Below are 19,053 nucleotides of genomic sequence, written 5' to 3' on the forward strand. Positions count from 1 at the left end.
ATATAAGTTTAATATGAAAAACAGACATATAATATTTTTAATAGCTACAGTTGTAGCAACAGGAGGATTGCTTTTCGGCTTTGATACTGGGGTAATTTCAGGAGCGATTCCATTTCTTCAGTCAGATTGGGGAATAGATAATAATGATGTTGAATGGATTACGGCAGCTGGTTTGTTGGGAGCTATGTTGGGGGCTGTATGTTGTGGGCGTTTATCTGATATATTTGGAAGAAGAAAAATCATATTGGTTTCTGCTGTGATATTTGCAGTGGGAGCGTTATGGTCAGGACTGGCAACGGATTTGAAGAGCTTGGTTTTTTCTCGTCTGTTTCTTGGTATAGCTATAGGTGTGGCATCATTTACTGTTCCATTGTATATAGCAGAAATTGCTCCAGCTAAATCCAGGGGACGTCTGGTTTCAATGTTTCAGTTAATGGTTACAATAGGTATTTTACTTTCATACATGTCAGATACCTTTTGGGCTGATGAAAACAAGTTGGATTGTTGGAGATGGATGTTTTGGGCAGGTGTCGTACCGGCTTTGGTATTACTGGTAGGTATGTGTTTTGTGCCTGAAACACCTCGGTGGCTGTTGAGTAAAGGACGGTTGAAAGAATGTAGGAAAGTGTTGCAGAAAATAGAACCGGAAAATACAGTAAATGATTTAATTGGACAAATGGAGGTGGAAATAGAGAAAGATAGGAATAGTGCGGTAGGATGGCGATATTTGATGCAGCCTTGGTTGAGAACTCCTCTAATGATTGCTGTTTGTATTATGTTTTTTCAACAGTTTGTAGGTATTAACACAGTTATTTATTATAGTCCGAAGATTTTCCTGATGGCAGGATTTGAAAGTACACTCTCTGCTATTTGGGCTTCTGTAGGTATTGGAATTGTAAATGTTGTATTTACAGTGATTTCTCTTTATTTAGTGGATAGAATCGGACGACGAAAGTTGTATTTTATTGGTCTGTCAGGAATTGCCTTTTCTGTTTTGTGCCTTAGTGCTTGTTTTATTTATGCTAATCAGTTGGGCGAAATCGGAAGGTGGTTAATGGTCATTTTTATGTTTGGATATGTTGCATTTTTTGCAATTAGTATTGGACCTTTGGGATGGTTGGTCATTTCCGAGATATTTCCGCAGAAAGTACGGGGATTGGGGACTTCGATAGGTTCATTGGCTGTATGGATATTTAATTGCATTGTCTCCTTTACTTTCTTTAAGATTATAGATTTTTTTTCTATACCAGGTACCGAAATTGTTGTTGGACAAACGACTTCTGAGAATCCGGCAGGTGCATTTTTTCTTTATGGATTTATTGCCGTGTTGGGTTTGGTATGGGGGTATTTATTCTTGCCGGAGACAAAAGGGTTATCATTGGAGGAGATTGAACAGAAATGGAGAAAAAATAGAGAATGTTGAAGGAATAAATCATTAAAAAAATGATATATGAAAAATGGATTTTATTTTTTAGGTCTATGTATCTGCTTGTGTTTATGGGCTTCTTGCTCCAGTATGGAAGAAGTACGTGATTATAATGAAAAATATACGGGAGAGTATACGAGCAGGATTGCTTTCCCTATTGGGGGATTGGGGACGGGAATGTTTTGTGTAGAAGGTAGTGGTGCAATTTCTAATATGAATATTAGGCATAAAACTGAGATGTTGAATGAACCGACAATGTTTGCCGGATTATATTTGAAAGGGGTAGATAATGGTAGTATTGTTGTGGAAGGACAAGTACCGGATTGGAAAAAATTTGGCCAACCACAGTCAACAAAAGGATACGGCGGCACGTGGGGATTACCTCGATTTAAAGATTGTGATTTTGAAGTAAAATTCCCTTTTGCCAAATTGAGAATGAGTGACGATGAACTGAAGATGGACGTGACAATGAAGGTTTGGAATCCATTTATTCCTACAGATGAAAATAACTCAGGGCTTCCAGTTGCTGGTTTTGAATATACGTTTAAAAATAAATATGCTAAAGAAGTAGAAGCCATATTTTCTTATAATTCAAAGAACTTTGTAGATATTCGTAATGGAGGAGCATCTATTAGGCCAATTGAAAATGGTTTTATAATATCACAGAAAGGAACAGAAACGCAGCCGTTTCATCAGGCTGATTTTGCAATCTTTACAGATGAACCGGAAACTAAGGTTAATTATTGTTGGTTTAGAGGATGGTCTTTTGACTCATTCACGATGTGCTGGAATGAGATGAGCAGTGGGGTAATTAAAGAAAATCCTGCTAATATGGCGGATGCTCCCGGAGCTTCCTTGTATGTACCGTTTAGATTGCAACCGGGAGAGTCAAAGACAATCCGTTTATATATGGCATGGTACGTTCCTTTCTCATTAGTTCGTGAGGGATTGGAACCGATTGATGATGTAGATGTACCTATCGTACCTGTAGTTAATGAAAGAGGAGAGCCCGCAGGCTATATTGATACTTCCATTCAGTTGTCCGATAAATACCGTCCCTGGTATAGCAGTAGATTTGCAAATATAGAGGAAGTCGCAGACTATTGGATGAAAAATTATAATACGTTGAAAGAAAAAACAGAGCTGTTTACTGATGCATTTTATGCTACAACTTTGCCTGCTGAAGTTGTTGAAGCTGTTGCTGCTAATCTTACTATATTAAAATCACCTACGATTTTTCGGCAATACGATGGTCGGATGTGGAATTGGGAAGGTTGCGGTAATGAATATGGCTCTTGCTATGGTTCTTGTACACATGTTTGGAATTATGCTCAAGCTATACCTCATTTGTTTCCTAAAATGGAAAGAACACTGAGGGAAACGGAATTTTTTGTTAGTCAAGCTAAGAATGGGCACCAAGCATTTCGCTCTGCACTTCCTATCCGACCCATCAGACATAATTTTCATGCAGCAGCTGATGGGCAGTTAGGTGGTATTATGAAAGTATACCGTGATTGGCATATATATGGTAATGACGAATGGTTGAAGTTGATTTATTCATACGTACAGAATAGTCTTGATTATTGCATTAATACGTGGGATCCTAAAAGGAAAGGTGTTATAGAGGAACCTCATCATAATACTTATGACATTGAATTTTGGGGGCCTAGTGGTATGATTAATAGTTACTATACTGGCGCATTACAAGCATTTGTTGCTATGGGTGAACATTTGGAGAAAGATATGACAGAATATAGAGAGTTGCTAGATAAGAGTATTGACTACATGGAAAATCAATTGTACGACGGTGAATATTTTATTCAAAATATTCGTTGGAAGGAGTTGCAGGCTTCTGATCCGACGAAAGTACAGTCTGTCAATTCTAATTATTCGAAAGAGGGTTTGGATTTATTGGAAAAGGAAGGGCCGAAATATCAATACGGAAAAGGCTGTTTATCTGATGGAGTAGTAGGAGCATGGCTTTCTTTGGTCTGTGGACTGGACGAGGCTATAGATAGAAAGAAAATATTAAGTCATTTATTGTCTGTTCATAAATATAATTTAAAGAGGAATCTCAGAAAACATGTAAATCCTCAGCGCTCGACTTTTGCTTTAGGTGATGAAGGAGGCTTATTATTATGTTCATGGCCCAAAGGAGGAAAGTTACAACTTCCTTTTGTTTACTCCAATGAGGTATGGACAGGTATTGAATATCAAGTGGCTTCTCATTTGATGTTTGAAGGTGAGGTTGAGAAAGGACTTGATATTGTCCGTACTTGTCGTGATCGGTATGATGGAAGAGTACGTAACCCATTTAATGAATATGAATGTGGGGCATGGTATGCCCGTGCAATGTCTAGTTATGCTATGCTCCAAGCTTTGACTGGAATACAGTATGATGCAGTGGATTCTACTTTATATATTGATTCAAGGATAGGTGATGATTTTACGTCTTTTTTGTCGACGGAAACAGGTTTTGGTAATGTTGGTCTAAAAGATGGTAAACCTTTCATTGAGGTGAAATATGGGAAGATTGATGTGAAAAAGTGCTTTGTTTCTGACATAGAAACAGATTTTGTTAATTGATAGAGAAAGGAGGAATAATGGAAATAAGAAGAAAGTAATTATACAGTGGTGAATCTAATAATAGTTTGAAACACAAATAATCAAAAAAAATGAAAACAATAGACATTAAATCTAATAGCAGGATATTACATTGGGCATTTTATATTTTCCTTTTTACTGTTTTGAGTGTGGGAAGTGTATATGCATCGGAAGATACTCCGTCTGTATTATCCACTAATCAATCAGAAAAGAAAACAGTAAAAGGAAATGTGATGGATGAATATGGACAACCATTGGTGGGGGTAGCTGTACAAGTTAAAGGAACTTCATTAGGTGTTGTTACTGATTTGGATGGAAATTTTAGTTTTAGTATTCCAGTTGATAGTCGTGCCTTGTTATTTTCTTATTTGGGAATGAAAACTCAAGAGGTATCTGCCAATAAGAGTAACTATAAAATAGTGATGGTAGAGGATGCCACCCAAATGGAGGAAGTTGTAGTCATTGGGTATGGTTCTCAGTCTCGTGAGAAGATTACGACATCTGTGACCAAGCTTGATAAAGAGGCTTTGAAGAATGTACCCTATGCAAATGCAGCTTCAGCCTTACAAGGTACAGTGTCTGGTGTACGTGTGCAAAGTATTTCAGGGCAACCAGGTGCAGAACCTCGTATTATAGTCCGTGGTGGTACTTCCATTAATAATCCTAATGGTGCTACTCCACTATATATTATTGATGGTGTTATGAGGGCGAATATGGTTCATATAGCTTCGGAAGATATTGAATCCATCCAAATTCTGAAAGATGCTGCTGCTACTTCTATTTATGGAGCCCAAGGTTCAAATGGTGTTGTAATTGTTACTACTAAAAAGGGGAAGGCCGGTAAAACCAGAGTTGAATATAGATATAATCTGACAATTTCTGATATTGGTAAAAAATATGAATTTGCCAATGCTGAAGAATTTTTGACCCTTATGAGGAAAGGTATGATTTCACCAGCGAAATTTGGAAAAGCTACCGAACAAAGATTGATAGGACATTTAGGTTATGGAACAGGAAATGATCTGACTAATAATACTGCCTTCTCTACTCAATACTTGACTGATGAGAATCGCTATAAATTAGATCAAGGGTGGAAATCAATGCCAGATCCAGTAGATCCGAGTAAGACATTGTTATACTCAGATACTGATTTTCAGGATAAAATTTATCGTACTGGTTTTTCTCATAATCACCATATTGAAGTTTCAGGTGGAACGGAAAAGGCTACCTTTAATATGGGATTAGGGTATATGACTAATGAAGGAACTGTTATTACAACTTCATATAAACGGTATAATTTTAGTTTGAATGGTTCTTTGCAAGCACGGGATAATTTGAAAATTTCAGCTAGAACTACTTATTCAAACTCGTTTACGTATGGTTCTCCATTAGCTGCAGATGCAACATTCTATCGTTCACCGGCTGCCTCACCTACCACTAAATTCAGATTTGAAGATGGTAGTCTGGCTCCAGGAGCTGCCCAGTATCTGGGAAATGCTGTATATCATATGAACAAGGCACAAAGAGAGTATGACTATCAGAATTTATCAATAGGAGTAGATGCAGATTGGACTATATTGCCAGGATTGTCTTTCAAACCAGCTCTTTCTTTATTTGAAGTGAACAGTAATAACTATACTTTTTGGGATGCTTTTTGGAATGGACCGAGAGATTATATAACTACAAGAAATGCAAATGCTGATACTTACAAATGGCGGCAATATCAGGCAGATGCTGTATTCAACTATGTTAAATCTTTCAATGAAAAACACAATTTGAATGTAACAGCTGGTTATGCTTATTATTTTAGGAAAGAGGCCCGTTTAGCAGCTGCTGGTAGAGGTGCTTCTACTGATTTGATTCCTACTTTGAATGCCTCAAGTGTTCCTGTAAGTGTGAGTAGTTCTATTACAGAGCGATCTATACAAGGTATTTTTGCTCGTATAGGGTATGATTATAAGGATAAATATTTGATTTCTGTATCTGCAAGATATGACGGTGCTTCCAATTTGGGTACGAACAACAAATGGGGATTTTTTCCTGGCGTGTCATTAGGGTGGCATGTGGATAAAGAAAAGTTCTGGTCATTTATGCCTGAGAATCTAATGCGTCTGAAATTGCGTGCCAGCTATGGAGTAAATGGTAATATTTCAGGCTTGGGGGATTATACGGCTCAAGGTAGTTATAGTGTAGGATCTAAATATTTAGGTAATGCAGGTATCACTATGGGAACTATGGCAAATCAAGACTTGAGTTGGGAGGAGTCTAAGACATTTGATATCGGTACTGATATTTCCTTTTTTAATAATCGGTTAAACTTTATCTTTGATTATTTCAATCGTACCACAGATAATTTGCTGACAAATCGCACTTTACCTCATTCTACAGGCTTTGGCTCTATTTTCACTAATTTAGGGCGTTTACAAAATAGAGGTATTGAGTTGGAAATGAATGCAAGAATATTACCGGTATCCAGTTCTATTCAATGGTCATTAGGTTTTAATGCCTCGAAGGTGACCAATAAAATATTGAAGCTGCCAGATAATGGGGTTGAAAATAATCGGATTGGTGGTGAGTACATTTGGGATGCTAAACTGGGTAAACATACTTGGCAAGGTGGTTTACAGGAAGGAGGACGAATTGGAGATTTGTTTGCCTATAAGATGATAGGTGTATATTCTACTGATGAGGAAGCACAGAATGCTAATGAGCCGATAGATAATGTTATTACAGTCCCTGATAAAACCAAATATGGTGGTGATGCAAAGTGGCAAGATACTGATGGTAATGGTGTGATTGACAGTAAAGACCGTGTATATGTTGGTAATATTTATCCGGATTGGACTGGGGGTATTAATACTTCTCTATCTTATAAAGGGTTCGATTTGTATTGCAGACTTGATTTTACATTGGGTCATACCATATATAATTTTGCCAAAGGCTTTTTGGATTATAATTGGCAGGGTGATAATAATATGACGAAAGATGTCGTAAATCGCTCCTGGAAAGAACAAGGTGACAAAGCGGACATGCCGAGATTCTATTGGCATGGTGATCGTGGACAGCAGAATGCTATCCGAGGTAGCTCTTTGTATCATGAATCAGGAGATTTTCTAGCCATTAGAGAAGTTTCTTTAAGTTATACAGTTCCTGCAAATATCATACAAAAGATTCGTTTAAGCGGACTTCGGTTTACGGTTACGGGAAATAATCTGCACTATTTTACTAAATATTCTGGTCTTAATCCAGAAGAAGGTGGACAGGATAATGGTAGATATGCTATGCCGAGAAATATTATTTTTAGTGCAAATGTATCATTTTAATAAAGTAAAGTTATGAAAATTAGAAATATAATAAATAGTACAATAGCTTTGTTTATGGTCCTGACATTTGCTTCTTGTGATGCACTAGACCTTAAGCCAATAAGCTTTATAACGAATGAATCTTTCTGGCAGACAGAAGATGACGTGAAGGGTGCGTTAAATGGTATTTATGTCCAGTTACGAGGAGCTGCTGAACATGATTTGTATATATTGGGGGAAGCGCGTAGCGAAATACTGACTGTAGGTATCGGTGGATATGGCGGATATGATATTTATTATTATAATACGTTGACACAAGCTAATATGCCTATATCCTGGATACGTTATTATCAGATAGTCAATTCATGCAATCTTCTTTTAAAGTATGCTCCCAATGTGACTTTTAATAACGAGACTTCCCGCAATAAAATGTTGGCTCAAGCTTATACAATGAGGGCTTTCATGTATTTTGTGATGACTCGTACATGGGGGGATTTGATAATCCATACAGATCCTATTGAAAACACAAATTCAGAAGTCCTTTATAAAGAAAGAAGACCCCAAACGGAAGTTTTCCAACTGATAAAAGATGATTTGGAGAAAGCTTTGTCTTTATATCCGGATGACAATTTCGGTGATCAAAGAGCTATGTGGTCAAAACCGGCAACATTGGCTTTGAAAGCTGAAGTATATCTTTGGAGTGGAAAAAAAATGAATGGTGGAAGCAGTGATATTGAAACTGCATTAAATGCTTTGAATTCAATTAAAACGGATAAGCTTCGTTTACAGCCGGATTTTGCTGATGTATTTGCTTATGATAATAAGGGTAATGATGAAATCTTGATGAGTGTTAGATTTCAGGATTTGGAATCTGGTATTAACTATTTCAGATATATGTGGATACATGCGAGTGCTGTTCCTGGAGATGCTCCTCAAGAGGTAAAGGATATAGTTTATCCGATAGGGCCGGGACAAGGTATTATAGTAGCTTCGGACGAGTATAGAAAGCAATATACAGAAGATGATACTCGAAAAAATGCTTCTTTTCTTGAGATTTATTCTAAAGATCAGGAAACTGGAGAAAATAAATTTTATGTTAGTGTAGTATTAAAAGGTAAAGGCTTGGTGCGAGATGGTGATCGTATTTTTGCAGATGATATCATATTGTACCGTTATGCTGATATTTTATTAATGAAGGCTGAGGCTAAAAATGCTTTGGGACAAGATCCTTCTGCAGAAATTAATGAGGTCAGGAAACGTGCATATAAAGACAAGTATGAAGAGCATATTTATGTGAATAGCACAAAAGAGGCGAATGATGCAGCTATCTTGAAAGAAAGACTTTTAGAATTGGCTTTTGAAGGTAAAAGGTGGTGGGATTTGGTACGTTTTGACAAAGCCTTTGATTTGGTTCCTTCTTTGAGAGAGCATAAGGGGGAAGATTATATGATGCTGTTCCCCATTCCTTTGTCAACAATAAGCGTGGAGCCGAAAGTTACTCAAAATCCTGGTTGGGATAAATAAAGTATATTATTGAAATCTTTCCAATATGTTGTAACTTTACAGCATATTGGAAAGATTGATAAACGAACATAATAAAATTATATATGAAAAAGTCTATATTTCTCTTTTATTGTCTGCTTGTCCACTTGTGTTCTGCGACAACATTATTTGCTCAACAGAATGACGTTTTGATACCAGGTGTCAAGAAAATAAAGGATGTAATAATATATAAGGATACCATGTTTTACTCCGCTTTTCCTTCAGCTGTAAAATTATCGAATGGAGAGATACTGGTATCGTTCAGAAGAGCTCCAGACCGTAAAGTCTTTAAGGAGAAGAAGAATAATCATTTGGACCCGAATAGTTATCTGGTAGTAGTGAGATCCAAAGATGGCGAACATTGGACCAAGGAACCGGAACTGCTTTATGCCCATCCGTTTGGAGGCTCACAAGATCCATGTTTGTTGAAGTTGAAAGATGGAACACTGCTATGTGCTAGTTATTTGTGGACATTTATTCGTCCGGATGGTTTAGCTGTTCTTAAGAAACCGTTCGTACAGAATACAGACGCTGTTTTTGCAGGAGGATATTTGCTCCGTTCTTATGATGATGGTAGAACTTGGAATGATTTGATTATACCTTGTAGCGTTCCGTCTGAAATAAATTATAGTGGATTGGGAGGTAAATTGCCGGCTTATAATCGTGGCGCTTTGTATGAAGGAAAAGATGGACGTATTTTTTGGGCAGTAGTAGCTTCTGATACAGAAGCTTTAAGAAATACGTCGGTCTATTTGCTTATATCCAAAGATAAAGGAAAAACATGGGAATACGGTACGAAAATTGCTAAAGATAAAAAGGTCTCGTTTAATGAGACTTCCATGTATGAAACGCCTAATGGGGATTTGATTGCTTTTATGCGTTCGGAAGCGTTTGGTGACCAAGCTTGTATTGCACGGTCCATAGATGGTGGGAAAACATTTGGTGAATGGAAAAGTATGGGGTTCAAAGGACATCCTCTCCAGGCAATGAGGCTGCCAGACAATAGAGTTTTGTTGACATATGGTTATCGTCATGAACCTTGTGGAGTTAGAGCCAGAATTCTTAATGCAGAATGTACAGATTTTGCCACGGCTCCTGAGATTATCATAAGAGATGATGCGGATGATGGAGATGTCGGATATACATGGGCTGTACAGCTGGATGAGAAGAGGGTATTGGTGGTATACTATATAAACTTTGACAGAGCCAAAGGTACTAGACATATACAAGGCTCTATTTTAGAGATTGAACCGCAAGGATAATTGTTAATACATAATATGATGAAGAGAAAACAAATTCCGGGCAATATGGATTCCAGCCCTCAAAAGATGTCTCGTCGTAAAGCATTGGCTACTATGGCAGGTGCCGTAGGATTGGCAGCATTACCTGGTGTAGGGCATGCATTGAATCCCATCAAGAAAGAACGGAGAGACATTCAAACCTCTGCTTTTACATCTATCCATACTATGCGTAACGCTGTATCTCGTCAGTTTACGACTTTTGACTTGAATACTAAGATTAAAGCCCATTTGGTTGGACCGGGTGAGAAATCTGTACTGGTAGATCACACTTCTCCTGGTGTAATTACCCGTATGTGGTTTACTATTAATGGTTGGTTTTGGGAAAATTGGGATTTAAGTAAGGAGCGGTGGCCTGATCCTACTATTTTGAAAATGCTGATTTTGCGTATTTATTGGGATGGTGAGGACTATCCTTCTGTAGAATGTCCGATTGGTGACTTCTTTGGTATAGGGCATTGTGAATATAAGCATTATATGTCCAAATATATAGGTATGTCCAGTGGAGGTTTCTATTGTTATTTTCCGATGCCATTTAAAAAGGTAAGGATAGAAGTGGAAAATCTTCATCACCGTTTGACTACAAGCGTTTTCTTAAATGCCAATTATGATCAATTGGAGAGTTTACCTGAGGGTATGGGACGATTCCATTGTTTATATAATGCTGGTACCAATCCTGGTTATGAACCATTAACCATATTGCAGACTAAAGGACATGGACATTTTATTGGCTGTTCCTTGTCCATGCAGAGTTGGCTTCCAAACTACTTGGGATATTTGGAAGCACCCGAGTTTATTTATATCGATACGGAAGACAAAAGTGTACCGACTATAGTTGGTTCTGGACTTGAAGATTATTTTAATGGTGGCTGGTATTTTAGGGAAGGTGAATTCTGTGGAGAGTTGCATGGAGTTCCTATAAAGGATCCGCTCCGTTCGATGGTGAGTATGTATCGTTATCATGAGCAAGATGCAATCTGTTTCAATGAAAGTTTTATTTTTGATTTTATAAATCCCCGTAAACCGGAGCAGACCCGGCCCTTTAAATTCTCTTCGGCGGCTTTCTGGTATCAAGACAAAGCTGTACCTCTGGCGTTCAAATTACCAGAGAAAGAAAAGTTGGTTGATTGGTATAGAATGCGTGATACAGACCATCAAGCTATACCATAAGATTGATATTTATATTTACTTTTTGAATTACTGAAATATGTTACTTGAAGATAGGATTTTGAAAAAATGGTTATTACCTTTTATATTGTCGGTTCTTATTGCCGTAGATTCCATGGCTCAATGCATTCCGGTGTACAAGGATTCTAGTATGTCTGTTGAACGACGGGTTACAGATTTATTGGGCAGAATGACATTACGAGAAAAAATAGCACAATTAAGTCATTTGCATGGTTATCAATTATACAATGGTCAAGAGGTGGATTACCAAAAATTAAGAGATGCAGCTGGTGATATTAGTTACGGCTGTATTGAGGGATTCAATCTTACTGGTGAAAATGTGCGGAAAGCATTTCATGCAATTCAGAAATATATGGTTGAAGAGACACGCTTGGGAATCCCAGTTTTTACAGTAACTGAGTCTTTACATGGCTCGGTACATGATGGTTCTACCATTTTTCCTCAATCTGTAGCCGTTGGTAGTACTTTTAATTTAGATTTGGCTTATCAGATGACTAAAGCAATTGCTACAGAATTAAGGTCCCAAGGGGTAATTCAGACTCTTTCACCAGGATTGGATGTTGTTCGGGATTTGCGATGGGGGCGTGTTGAGGAATCGTTTGGTGAAGATCCTTGGCTAGTGGGACAGATGGGGATTGCACAAGTGAAAGGTTATATTGACGGAGGAATATCTCCAATGTTGAAACCTTTTGGACCGGGAGGAGCTCCTTTGGGAGGGCTGAACTTGGCTTCAGTTGAGAGTGGAGAACGGGATATACGTAATATCCATATCAAGCCGTATGAGATGGCTGTTCGGAATACGGAAGTGAAGGCGGTGATGACCTCCTATAATTCTTGGAATGGCATCCCTAATTCTGCTTCTTCTTATTTACTGACGAATATTTTACGCAATGAATGGGGATTCAAAGGATATGTATATTCCGATTGGGGGGCAGTGGCTATGTTGAAGGATTTTCAGCATACAGCTAAGGATGATAGTGAAGCGGCTATCCAAGCCTTGACTGCGGGGGTGGACTTGGAAGCTTCCAGTAATTGCTATTGGGCTTTGGAGCAATTGATAGAGCAAGGCAGGTTTGATGAAAAATATGTGGATTTGGCTGTTGGACGTATCTTACGTGTTAAATTTGAATTAGGATTGTTCGAGAATCCATATCAGGGCGCTGACATGCCGGGAGTAGCCATGCGTACTAAAGAAGCGGTGGAGCTATCGCGCAGAGTGGCTGATGAATCGATTGTTTTATTGAAGAATGAAAATACTCTTTTACCCTTAAATTTGAATAAAATAAAATCATTAGCAGTGATTGGGCCGAATGCTAATCAAGTACAGTTCGGGGATTATACATGGAGCCGGAGTAATAAAGATGGGGTTACTCCACTTGAAGGCCTAAAGAAACGGGTTGGAAATAAGATAAAAATAAATTATGCGGCAGGATGTGATCTTATTACAGATAATAAATCCGGATTTGATGAAGCTGTAGCTGCTGTAAAAGCGAGTGACATGGCTGTTGTATTTGTTGGTTCTTCTAGTGCTTCACTGGCACGTGACTATTCAGATGCTACATGTGGGGAGGGGTTTGACCTCTCTTCTCTGGATCTGACAGGTGTACAAGAAGAATTGGTGGAAGAAATCTATGCAATAGGAAAACCAGTTATAGTTGTATTGGTTACAGGTAAGCCTTTTTCTATTTCTTGGATAAAAGAACATATTCCAGCCATAGTTGTACAATGGTACGGTGGTGAGAAAGCTGGAGATGCAATAGCTGATATGTTATTGGGAAATATTAATCCTTCAGCCAAACTTCCATTCTCGTTTCCGCAGAGCGTAGGACATTTACCGGTTTTTTATAATCATTTGCCAACGGACAAAGGATTCTATCGTCGTCCTGGTAGACCAAATGAACCTGGACGTGATTATGTTTTTTCTTCACCAGCTCCGTTATGGTCTTTTGGGCATGGATTGAGTTATACTACATTTGAGTATTTGAATGCTCATTATTCTGCAGAGTTATTACATCCATCTGATACCTTGATTGTCAGTGTATCTTTGAAGAATACGGGTAGTGTAGCGGGAAAGGAGGTAGTACAGCTTTATGTTCGAGATGTGGTCAGTTCGGTTGTGACTCCAGTCAAGCAACTGAAGGCATTCTCAAAACCATTCTTACAACCAGGCGAAATGCAGACAGTTGTTTTGAAGCTACCAATACAAGAATTGGCCTTATATGATTTGAGCATGAAAAAAGTAGTAGAAGAAGGGGAGTATGAAATACAGATAGGAACAGCCTCAGATGATATCAGATTACGAAGGACAATCTTTGTTGGCAGACAGCCGGTGACTAGTAATAGTCTTGGTCATAACGACTTCTGCATGGATGAAATTGTGAAGAATCCAGGAAGAAAGATAAAGGTTGCTGGTTGTGTCAGAGATGTACAAGCAACCCCTATAAGTGGAATTGAAATCAAATCTAATTATTCTGGTAGAACGGTTATAAGTAAGGAAGGCGGAAGATATTCCATTCTGACTGTAGAAAACGATGTGCTAACGATTTCTGCCAAAGGATTCGAGACAGTAAATATCAAGGTGAATAAACAAAAGGATATAGATATAAAATTGAATTACAGTCATGATTAAACACGAAATCAGATGGGAATACATATTGGTAATATGTATTATTCTCGGTACGTTACCTTGTAATGCACAGTCAGTAATTCCTATGCCAAAAGAAATGGTGATGGGAGAAGGTTCTTGGGATGTATCTGCCGATACACGTATAAATTACAGTAATGATGCGCTTACCAAAACAGTCAGTCTCTTTAATAATTATTTAGATGGACGGTTTGGGGTGACTTTGAAGAAAGGATCGAAAGGAAAGAATGCCATTCATTTGCAGATAGACAAGAAAATGCCTTTAGAGGCATATTCATTAGTTGTGGATGATAAGGGAGTAACAATCAAGGGAAGTGAAGCTGGAATATTTTATGGAATTCAGACATTGCAGCAGTTACTTGTTGATAAGGGAAATGGATGCATACAGCTTCCGTATATTATGATAAATGATGAACCCCGTTTTGGTTATCGTGGTTTGATGTTGGATGTTGCACGTTATTTTTACTCAGTGGAATATGTAAAAGAGTATATAGATTTAATGGCTCGTTATAAAATAAATAGATTCCATTGGCATTTGACAGAAGATGCCGGGTGGCGTATTGAAATAAAAAAGTATCCAGAATTGACCAAAATTGGGGCATGGCGTAATAGTACTCAGTGGGGGCATAATCCGACAGAACAAGATCGTATTCCACATGGAGGATTCTATACTCAGGAGCAGATTAAGGAGATTATCCAATATGCGGCAGATAGGTACATCACTATTGTTCCGGAGATCGATTTACCAGGACATACAATGTCTGTTTTAGCTACATATCCGGAGCTGTCTTGCACGGGCGGACCATTTCGGATACCGGAAACTTGGGGTATTAAGGAGGAAGTTCTTTGTCTCGGTAATGATAAAACCTATCGGTTTGTAGAAGATGTTTTATCTGAGGTGATAGATTTGTTTCCCGGTGAGTATATTCATATAGGCGGTGATGAGGCACCTAAAAGACGTTGGAAAGAATGTCCGAAGTGTCAACGACGCATTAAGGAAAATAAATTGAAAGATGAACATGAATTACAAAGTTACTTCATCCATCATTTGGATGAATTTGTAACGGGGAAGGGGCGAAAAATCATTGGTTGGGATGAAATCTTAGAAGGTGGTCTGGCACCGAATGCTGCTGTAATGAGCTGGAGAGGAGAAAACGGTGGAATTGCTGCAGCGGGAATGGGGCATAAAGTGGTGATGGCTCCCAATAACTATATGTATATTGATTATTATCAGAGTGAGGATTATACTAATGAGCCTTTAAATATAGGAGGACTGGTTACGTTGGAACATATCTACAGCTATGAACCTTATACGCCTAAGCTTACAAAAGAGCAATGCGGTTATATAATGGGGGTACAAGCTAATGTTTGGGGAGAATTTATACATCATCCTGATAAAGTGAACTATATGGCATATCCTCGGGCTATGGCCCTTTCAGAAATAGGTTGGTCACCTGCGGAAAAGAAGAATTATGCAGATTTCCGTGAAAGATTAGCGGGATGTTTGGCTGAACTGGATAGACAAGGGGTTACTTTCCGTATTCCCGAACCGATTGGTTGGGATAAAGCTATTGTTAGAGGCGGTAACGCGATAGTGGATTTGAAGCCGTCAGTAGAGGGTGCTGATATATATTATACCACAGATGGTACCGATCCTCGTTTATATGGAAAACTCTATACGGATACATTGCAGTTACCTTTATCTTTCAGTGGAGTAAATATAAAATGTTATCTCCGCCTTTCTTCCGGTAGAAGTAGTGCTGTTTATACAGTTGTAGCTCCTGATACAAAATAAAAAAATGATAATAAATACAGTATTTATGACGAAATATTTATTAATATGTCTGGTAGTTTGTGCACTGATTTTTCAAGGGTGCTGGCATCATGAGAGTGCGGTTGAACGTGGCTATAATGAGAAGTATATAGGTGAATATACGCGTAAAATAGCTTTCCCTATAGGAGGTATAGGCACGGGCATGTTCTGTATTGAAGGAACAGGAGCATTGAGTAATATGTCTATACGTCATAGACCGAATGTTTTCAATGAACCAACGATGTTTGCTGCAATTCATGTGAAAGGTTATGAGTATGGTACACGCATTCTGGAAGGGCCGGTTCCAGAATGGAAAAAATTTGGTGCTCCTAATTCCAGCCGTGGAGACGGCAGCTCATGGGGAATGCCCCGGTTTAAGGAGTATAGTTTCCAGTCACGTTTCCCTTTTGCGGAGGTAGAGTTGGCAGATCAGAATGTCCCTATAGATGTGAAACTGGTTGCCTGGAATCCATTTATACCAACGGATGAAGATAATTCAAGTCTACCGGTTGCTGGGTTTGAATATGAGTTTCATAATACCAGTAATGAGGAAGTACAAGCCGTCTTTTCATATAATAGTATGAATTTTATGCAAACTCCGGGTAGAGGTAAAGCGTATATAGATGCAGCAAAGAATGGATTCATTCTAAGACAGACAGGCACAGAGAATGAACCTTTCTGTCAAGGTGATTTTATGATTTATACTGACAATCCCCAGACAGTAGTTAATCATAACTGGTTTCGTGGAGGTTGGTTCGACCCATTGAGCATTTGTTGGGATAACTTGGAAGAGGGCAGAATGGAAGAGAATCCAGCAGGCTTGGAAGGAGCAGTGGGAGCTTCGTTATATGTGCCGTTTACTTTAGCACCTGGTGAGACTCGTAATATAAGGTTGTACATGGCTTGGCATGTCCCTTATTCACAAGAACGAATAGGTGGAATCCCACGTACAGATACTGATATCCCTGATGCACCAGTTTGTCCAGATGAATTGAGTAACTGTTATACTTATGAGAATAATTTTGAAGGGAATTACCGCCCTTGGTATAGCAGTAGGTTTGGCAGTATACAAGATGTTGCAAACTACTGGTTGGATAATTATGATGCATTGAAAAAGAATACTCAGTTGTTCACTGATGCTTTCTATGATTCTACTCTTCCACCTGAAGTTAAGGAGGCTGTTGCTGCTAATTTGAGTATATTGAAATCTACTACAGTACTTCGCCAATACGATGGGCGTATGTGGAATTGGGAGGGAAGTCATGATAATTGGGGCTCTTGTCATGGTTCATGCACGCATGTTTGGAATTATGCGCAAGCTGTATCTCATCTTTTCCCAAAATTAGAACGTACATTACGTGAAACAGAATTTTTTGTGAGCCAGGATAAAAGGGGACATCAAGTGTTCCGTACGAATCTGCCTATCAGTCCTACTGTCCATGATTTTCATTCGGCGGCAGATGGGCAATTAGGAGGTATAATGAAGGTATATCGTGAATGGAGAATTATGGGTGATATAAATTGGCTGAAGATGATGTATCCAGCTGTGAAGAAAAGTATGGATTATTGTATCCGTACTTGGGATCCGAGAGAGGTTGGAGCTGTTGAAGAACCTCACCATAATACGTATGATATAGAGTTTTGGGGCGCGAATGGGATGATTACCAGTTTTTATGTAGGAGCATTACAAGCTATTTGCTTGATGGGTAAAACGGTAGGCGATGATATTTCCCGTTATGAAGAATTGATGAATAAAAGTAAAGCATATTTGGAGAGCAAACTTTTTGATGGAGAGTATTTTATTCAGAACATTCAATGGACTGGATTGGACGCTCCAGACCCAGTTGATGCCCAATCGTTTGTGACCCATTATACGCCAGAAGCTTTAAAAATCCTACAAGAAGAAGGTCCGAAATATCAGTATGGTAAAGGTTGTTTGTCTGACGGAATATTGGGCTCTTGGATGACATTGGTATGTGGAATGCCGGAGGTGGTCGATCGTCTGAAAGTAAAAAGTCATTTGATTTCTGTCCATAAGTATAACTTTAAAAAGAGCTTAAGTAACCATGTCAACCCTCAACGTTCCACCTTTGCATTGGGAGAGGATGGGGGATTATTACTTTGTACCTGGCCGAAAGGTGGTAAGCTAAAATTGCCTTTTGTATACAGTAACGAAGTGTGGACTGGAATTGAATATCAAGTGGCTGCTCATCTTATGTTTGAAGGAGAAGTGGAAAAAGGGCTTGAAATAGTGAGAACTTGCCGTGATCGTTATAATGGTCGTGTTCGTAATCCGTTTAATGAATATGAGTGTGGAGCATGGTATGCTCGTGCAATGGCCAGTTATGCTATGCTAGAAGGCCTTACGGGAATACGCTATGATGCAGTAGACAAAATTTTGTATATAGATTCGCGGATTGGAGATGATTTCACTTCATTCTTGTCTACGGAAACGGGTTTTGGTAATGTTGGACTTAAGGAAGGAAAGCCGTTTATAGATGTGAAATATGGGGTAATAGATGTACAGAAATGTATCGTTTCCGGTAAGGAAATTCAATTATAGTTTGGATAAGGTTCTTGATTATATACAAATTGTGAAATTTGTAGTATTGTAAGATTTACATGTATAGATTAGATGGTTTTATGAGAGTTCTGTGGGGCTGTGATTGTTCCACAGAACTATTTTTATGTTATTTGCAGATTTTTGCAACCAAACTTCATCTTTCTGCGTCTAATAAATAAAAAGAGGAGATTATGAATATGAAAATGAATTTTTCTATGGACGAGATTCGTCTTAAAGTAGAGGAGTATATAAAGAAAGGTAGTCGGGCAGCTGGTCGTCCCGTACTGACAGCTTATTATGTCCTGACTGCTGATTCTACTCCAGAGAGTGAAAGGACAAATATCATGATTGCTTTGGTGGCCATTGTGTTTCCTGCCGGTATAGAAGACCTCTTGGGACAAGTCTTTATGGTAGGGAAGGGATTTGCTGCAATCTATGCTTATAAGAAAATGAAGAAATACATCACTCCACAGATAAAGGATAAGGTAGAGGCAAAATTGGATGAGTGGTTCCATGAGAATGTGATGGAAGTAGTGGAACCGCTTTATCTGGAATAACAGTTCGCCACAAAGATCATACTGATTTGCGCAGATTGAATTTATATCGGGAATTTGTATCTGTGCGAATCAGGTAGTGTAAAATAAACTGTGTCACGCATTATTTATCTCTAGAA

General features: G+C 38.5%; 10 protein-coding genes. All 10 read left to right on the forward strand.

The window, feature by feature from the left end; all coding sequences use genetic code 11:
• The first annotated feature begins 13 nt into the window (after positions 1 to 13).
• Positions 14 to 1,423, forward strand: coding sequence for a sugar porter family MFS transporter (locus tag DW896_RS13345; RefSeq protein WP_008665500.1), 1,410 nt, complete (start codon positions 14 to 16; stop codon positions 1,421 to 1,423).
• A 27-nt stretch (positions 1,424 to 1,450) separates the two neighbouring features.
• Positions 1,451 to 4,012, forward strand: a complete 2,562-nt coding sequence (locus DW896_RS13350) for a GH116 family glycosyl hydrolase (RefSeq protein WP_008665498.1) — start codon at positions 1,451 to 1,453, stop codon at positions 4,010 to 4,012.
• 89 nt (positions 4,013 to 4,101) lie between these two features.
• On the forward strand, positions 4,102 to 7,353 hold the full coding sequence (locus DW896_RS13355; RefSeq protein ID WP_009037081.1) for a TonB-dependent receptor: 3,252 nt from the start codon (positions 4,102 to 4,104) through the stop codon (positions 7,351 to 7,353).
• A gap of 12 nt (positions 7,354 to 7,365) precedes the next feature.
• Positions 7,366 to 8,856 (forward strand): RagB/SusD family nutrient uptake outer membrane protein, encoded by a 1,491-nt coding sequence (locus DW896_RS13360; protein ID WP_005823643.1) that lies wholly within the window; start codon positions 7,366 to 7,368, stop codon positions 8,854 to 8,856.
• A gap of 83 nt (positions 8,857 to 8,939) precedes the next feature.
• Positions 8,940 to 10,136, forward strand: coding sequence for a sialidase family protein (locus DW896_RS13365; RefSeq protein WP_005823642.1), 1,197 nt, complete (start codon positions 8,940 to 8,942; stop codon positions 10,134 to 10,136).
• A gap of 15 nt (positions 10,137 to 10,151) precedes the next feature.
• Positions 10,152 to 11,342 (forward strand): glycoside hydrolase family 172 protein, encoded by a 1,191-nt coding sequence (locus tag DW896_RS13370; protein ID WP_005823641.1) that lies wholly within the window; start codon positions 10,152 to 10,154, stop codon positions 11,340 to 11,342.
• Between the two features lie 37 nt (positions 11,343 to 11,379).
• Positions 11,380 to 13,989: a glycoside hydrolase family 3 N-terminal domain-containing protein gene (locus DW896_RS13375; RefSeq protein ID WP_034528813.1), complete on the forward strand. Its 2,610-nt coding sequence runs from the start codon at positions 11,380 to 11,382 to the stop codon at positions 13,987 to 13,989.
• A complete protein-coding gene (locus DW896_RS13380) occupies positions 13,982 to 15,799 on the forward strand; it encodes a family 20 glycosylhydrolase (protein WP_005823636.1) in 1,818 nt (605 codons plus the stop codon). The genes DW896_RS13375 and DW896_RS13380 overlap by 8 nt, the downstream gene beginning before the upstream one ends.
• A gap of 25 nt (positions 15,800 to 15,824) precedes the next feature.
• On the forward strand, positions 15,825 to 18,380 hold the full coding sequence (locus tag DW896_RS13385) for a GH116 family glycosyl hydrolase (protein WP_009037077.1): 2,556 nt from the start codon (positions 15,825 to 15,827) through the stop codon (positions 18,378 to 18,380).
• Between the two features lie 191 nt (positions 18,381 to 18,571).
• Positions 18,572 to 18,937: a hypothetical protein gene (locus tag DW896_RS13390; RefSeq protein ID WP_005823632.1), complete on the forward strand. Its 366-nt coding sequence runs from the start codon at positions 18,572 to 18,574 to the stop codon at positions 18,935 to 18,937.
• Positions 18,938 to 19,053: the final 116 nt, after the last annotated feature.

Origin of the sequence: Bacteroides sp. AM41-16 (assembly GCF_003603495.1) — a bacterium.
Lineage (GTDB): Bacteria > Bacteroidota > Bacteroidia > Bacteroidales > Bacteroidaceae > Bacteroides > Bacteroides uniformis.

Coding starts and splice junctions, on each gene's coding strand:
- DW896_RS13345 (WP_008665500.1), top strand. CDS start 14: ATGAAAAACAGACATATAATATTTTTAATAGCTACAGTTGTAGCAACA.
- DW896_RS13350 (WP_008665498.1), top strand. CDS start 1,451: ATGAAAAATGGATTTTATTTTTTAGGTCTATGTATCTGCTTGTGTTTA.
- DW896_RS13355 (WP_009037081.1), top strand. CDS start 4,102: ATGAAAACAATAGACATTAAATCTAATAGCAGGATATTACATTGGGCA.
- DW896_RS13360 (WP_005823643.1), top strand. CDS start 7,366: ATGAAAATTAGAAATATAATAAATAGTACAATAGCTTTGTTTATGGTC.
- DW896_RS13365 (WP_005823642.1), top strand. CDS start 8,940: ATGAAAAAGTCTATATTTCTCTTTTATTGTCTGCTTGTCCACTTGTGT.
- DW896_RS13370 (WP_005823641.1), top strand. CDS start 10,152: ATGATGAAGAGAAAACAAATTCCGGGCAATATGGATTCCAGCCCTCAA.
- DW896_RS13375 (WP_034528813.1), top strand. CDS start 11,380: ATGTTACTTGAAGATAGGATTTTGAAAAAATGGTTATTACCTTTTATA.
- DW896_RS13380 (WP_005823636.1), top strand. CDS start 13,982: ATGATTAAACACGAAATCAGATGGGAATACATATTGGTAATATGTATT.
- DW896_RS13385 (WP_009037077.1), top strand. CDS start 15,825: ATGACGAAATATTTATTAATATGTCTGGTAGTTTGTGCACTGATTTTT.
- DW896_RS13390 (WP_005823632.1), top strand. CDS start 18,572: ATGAATATGAAAATGAATTTTTCTATGGACGAGATTCGTCTTAAAGTA.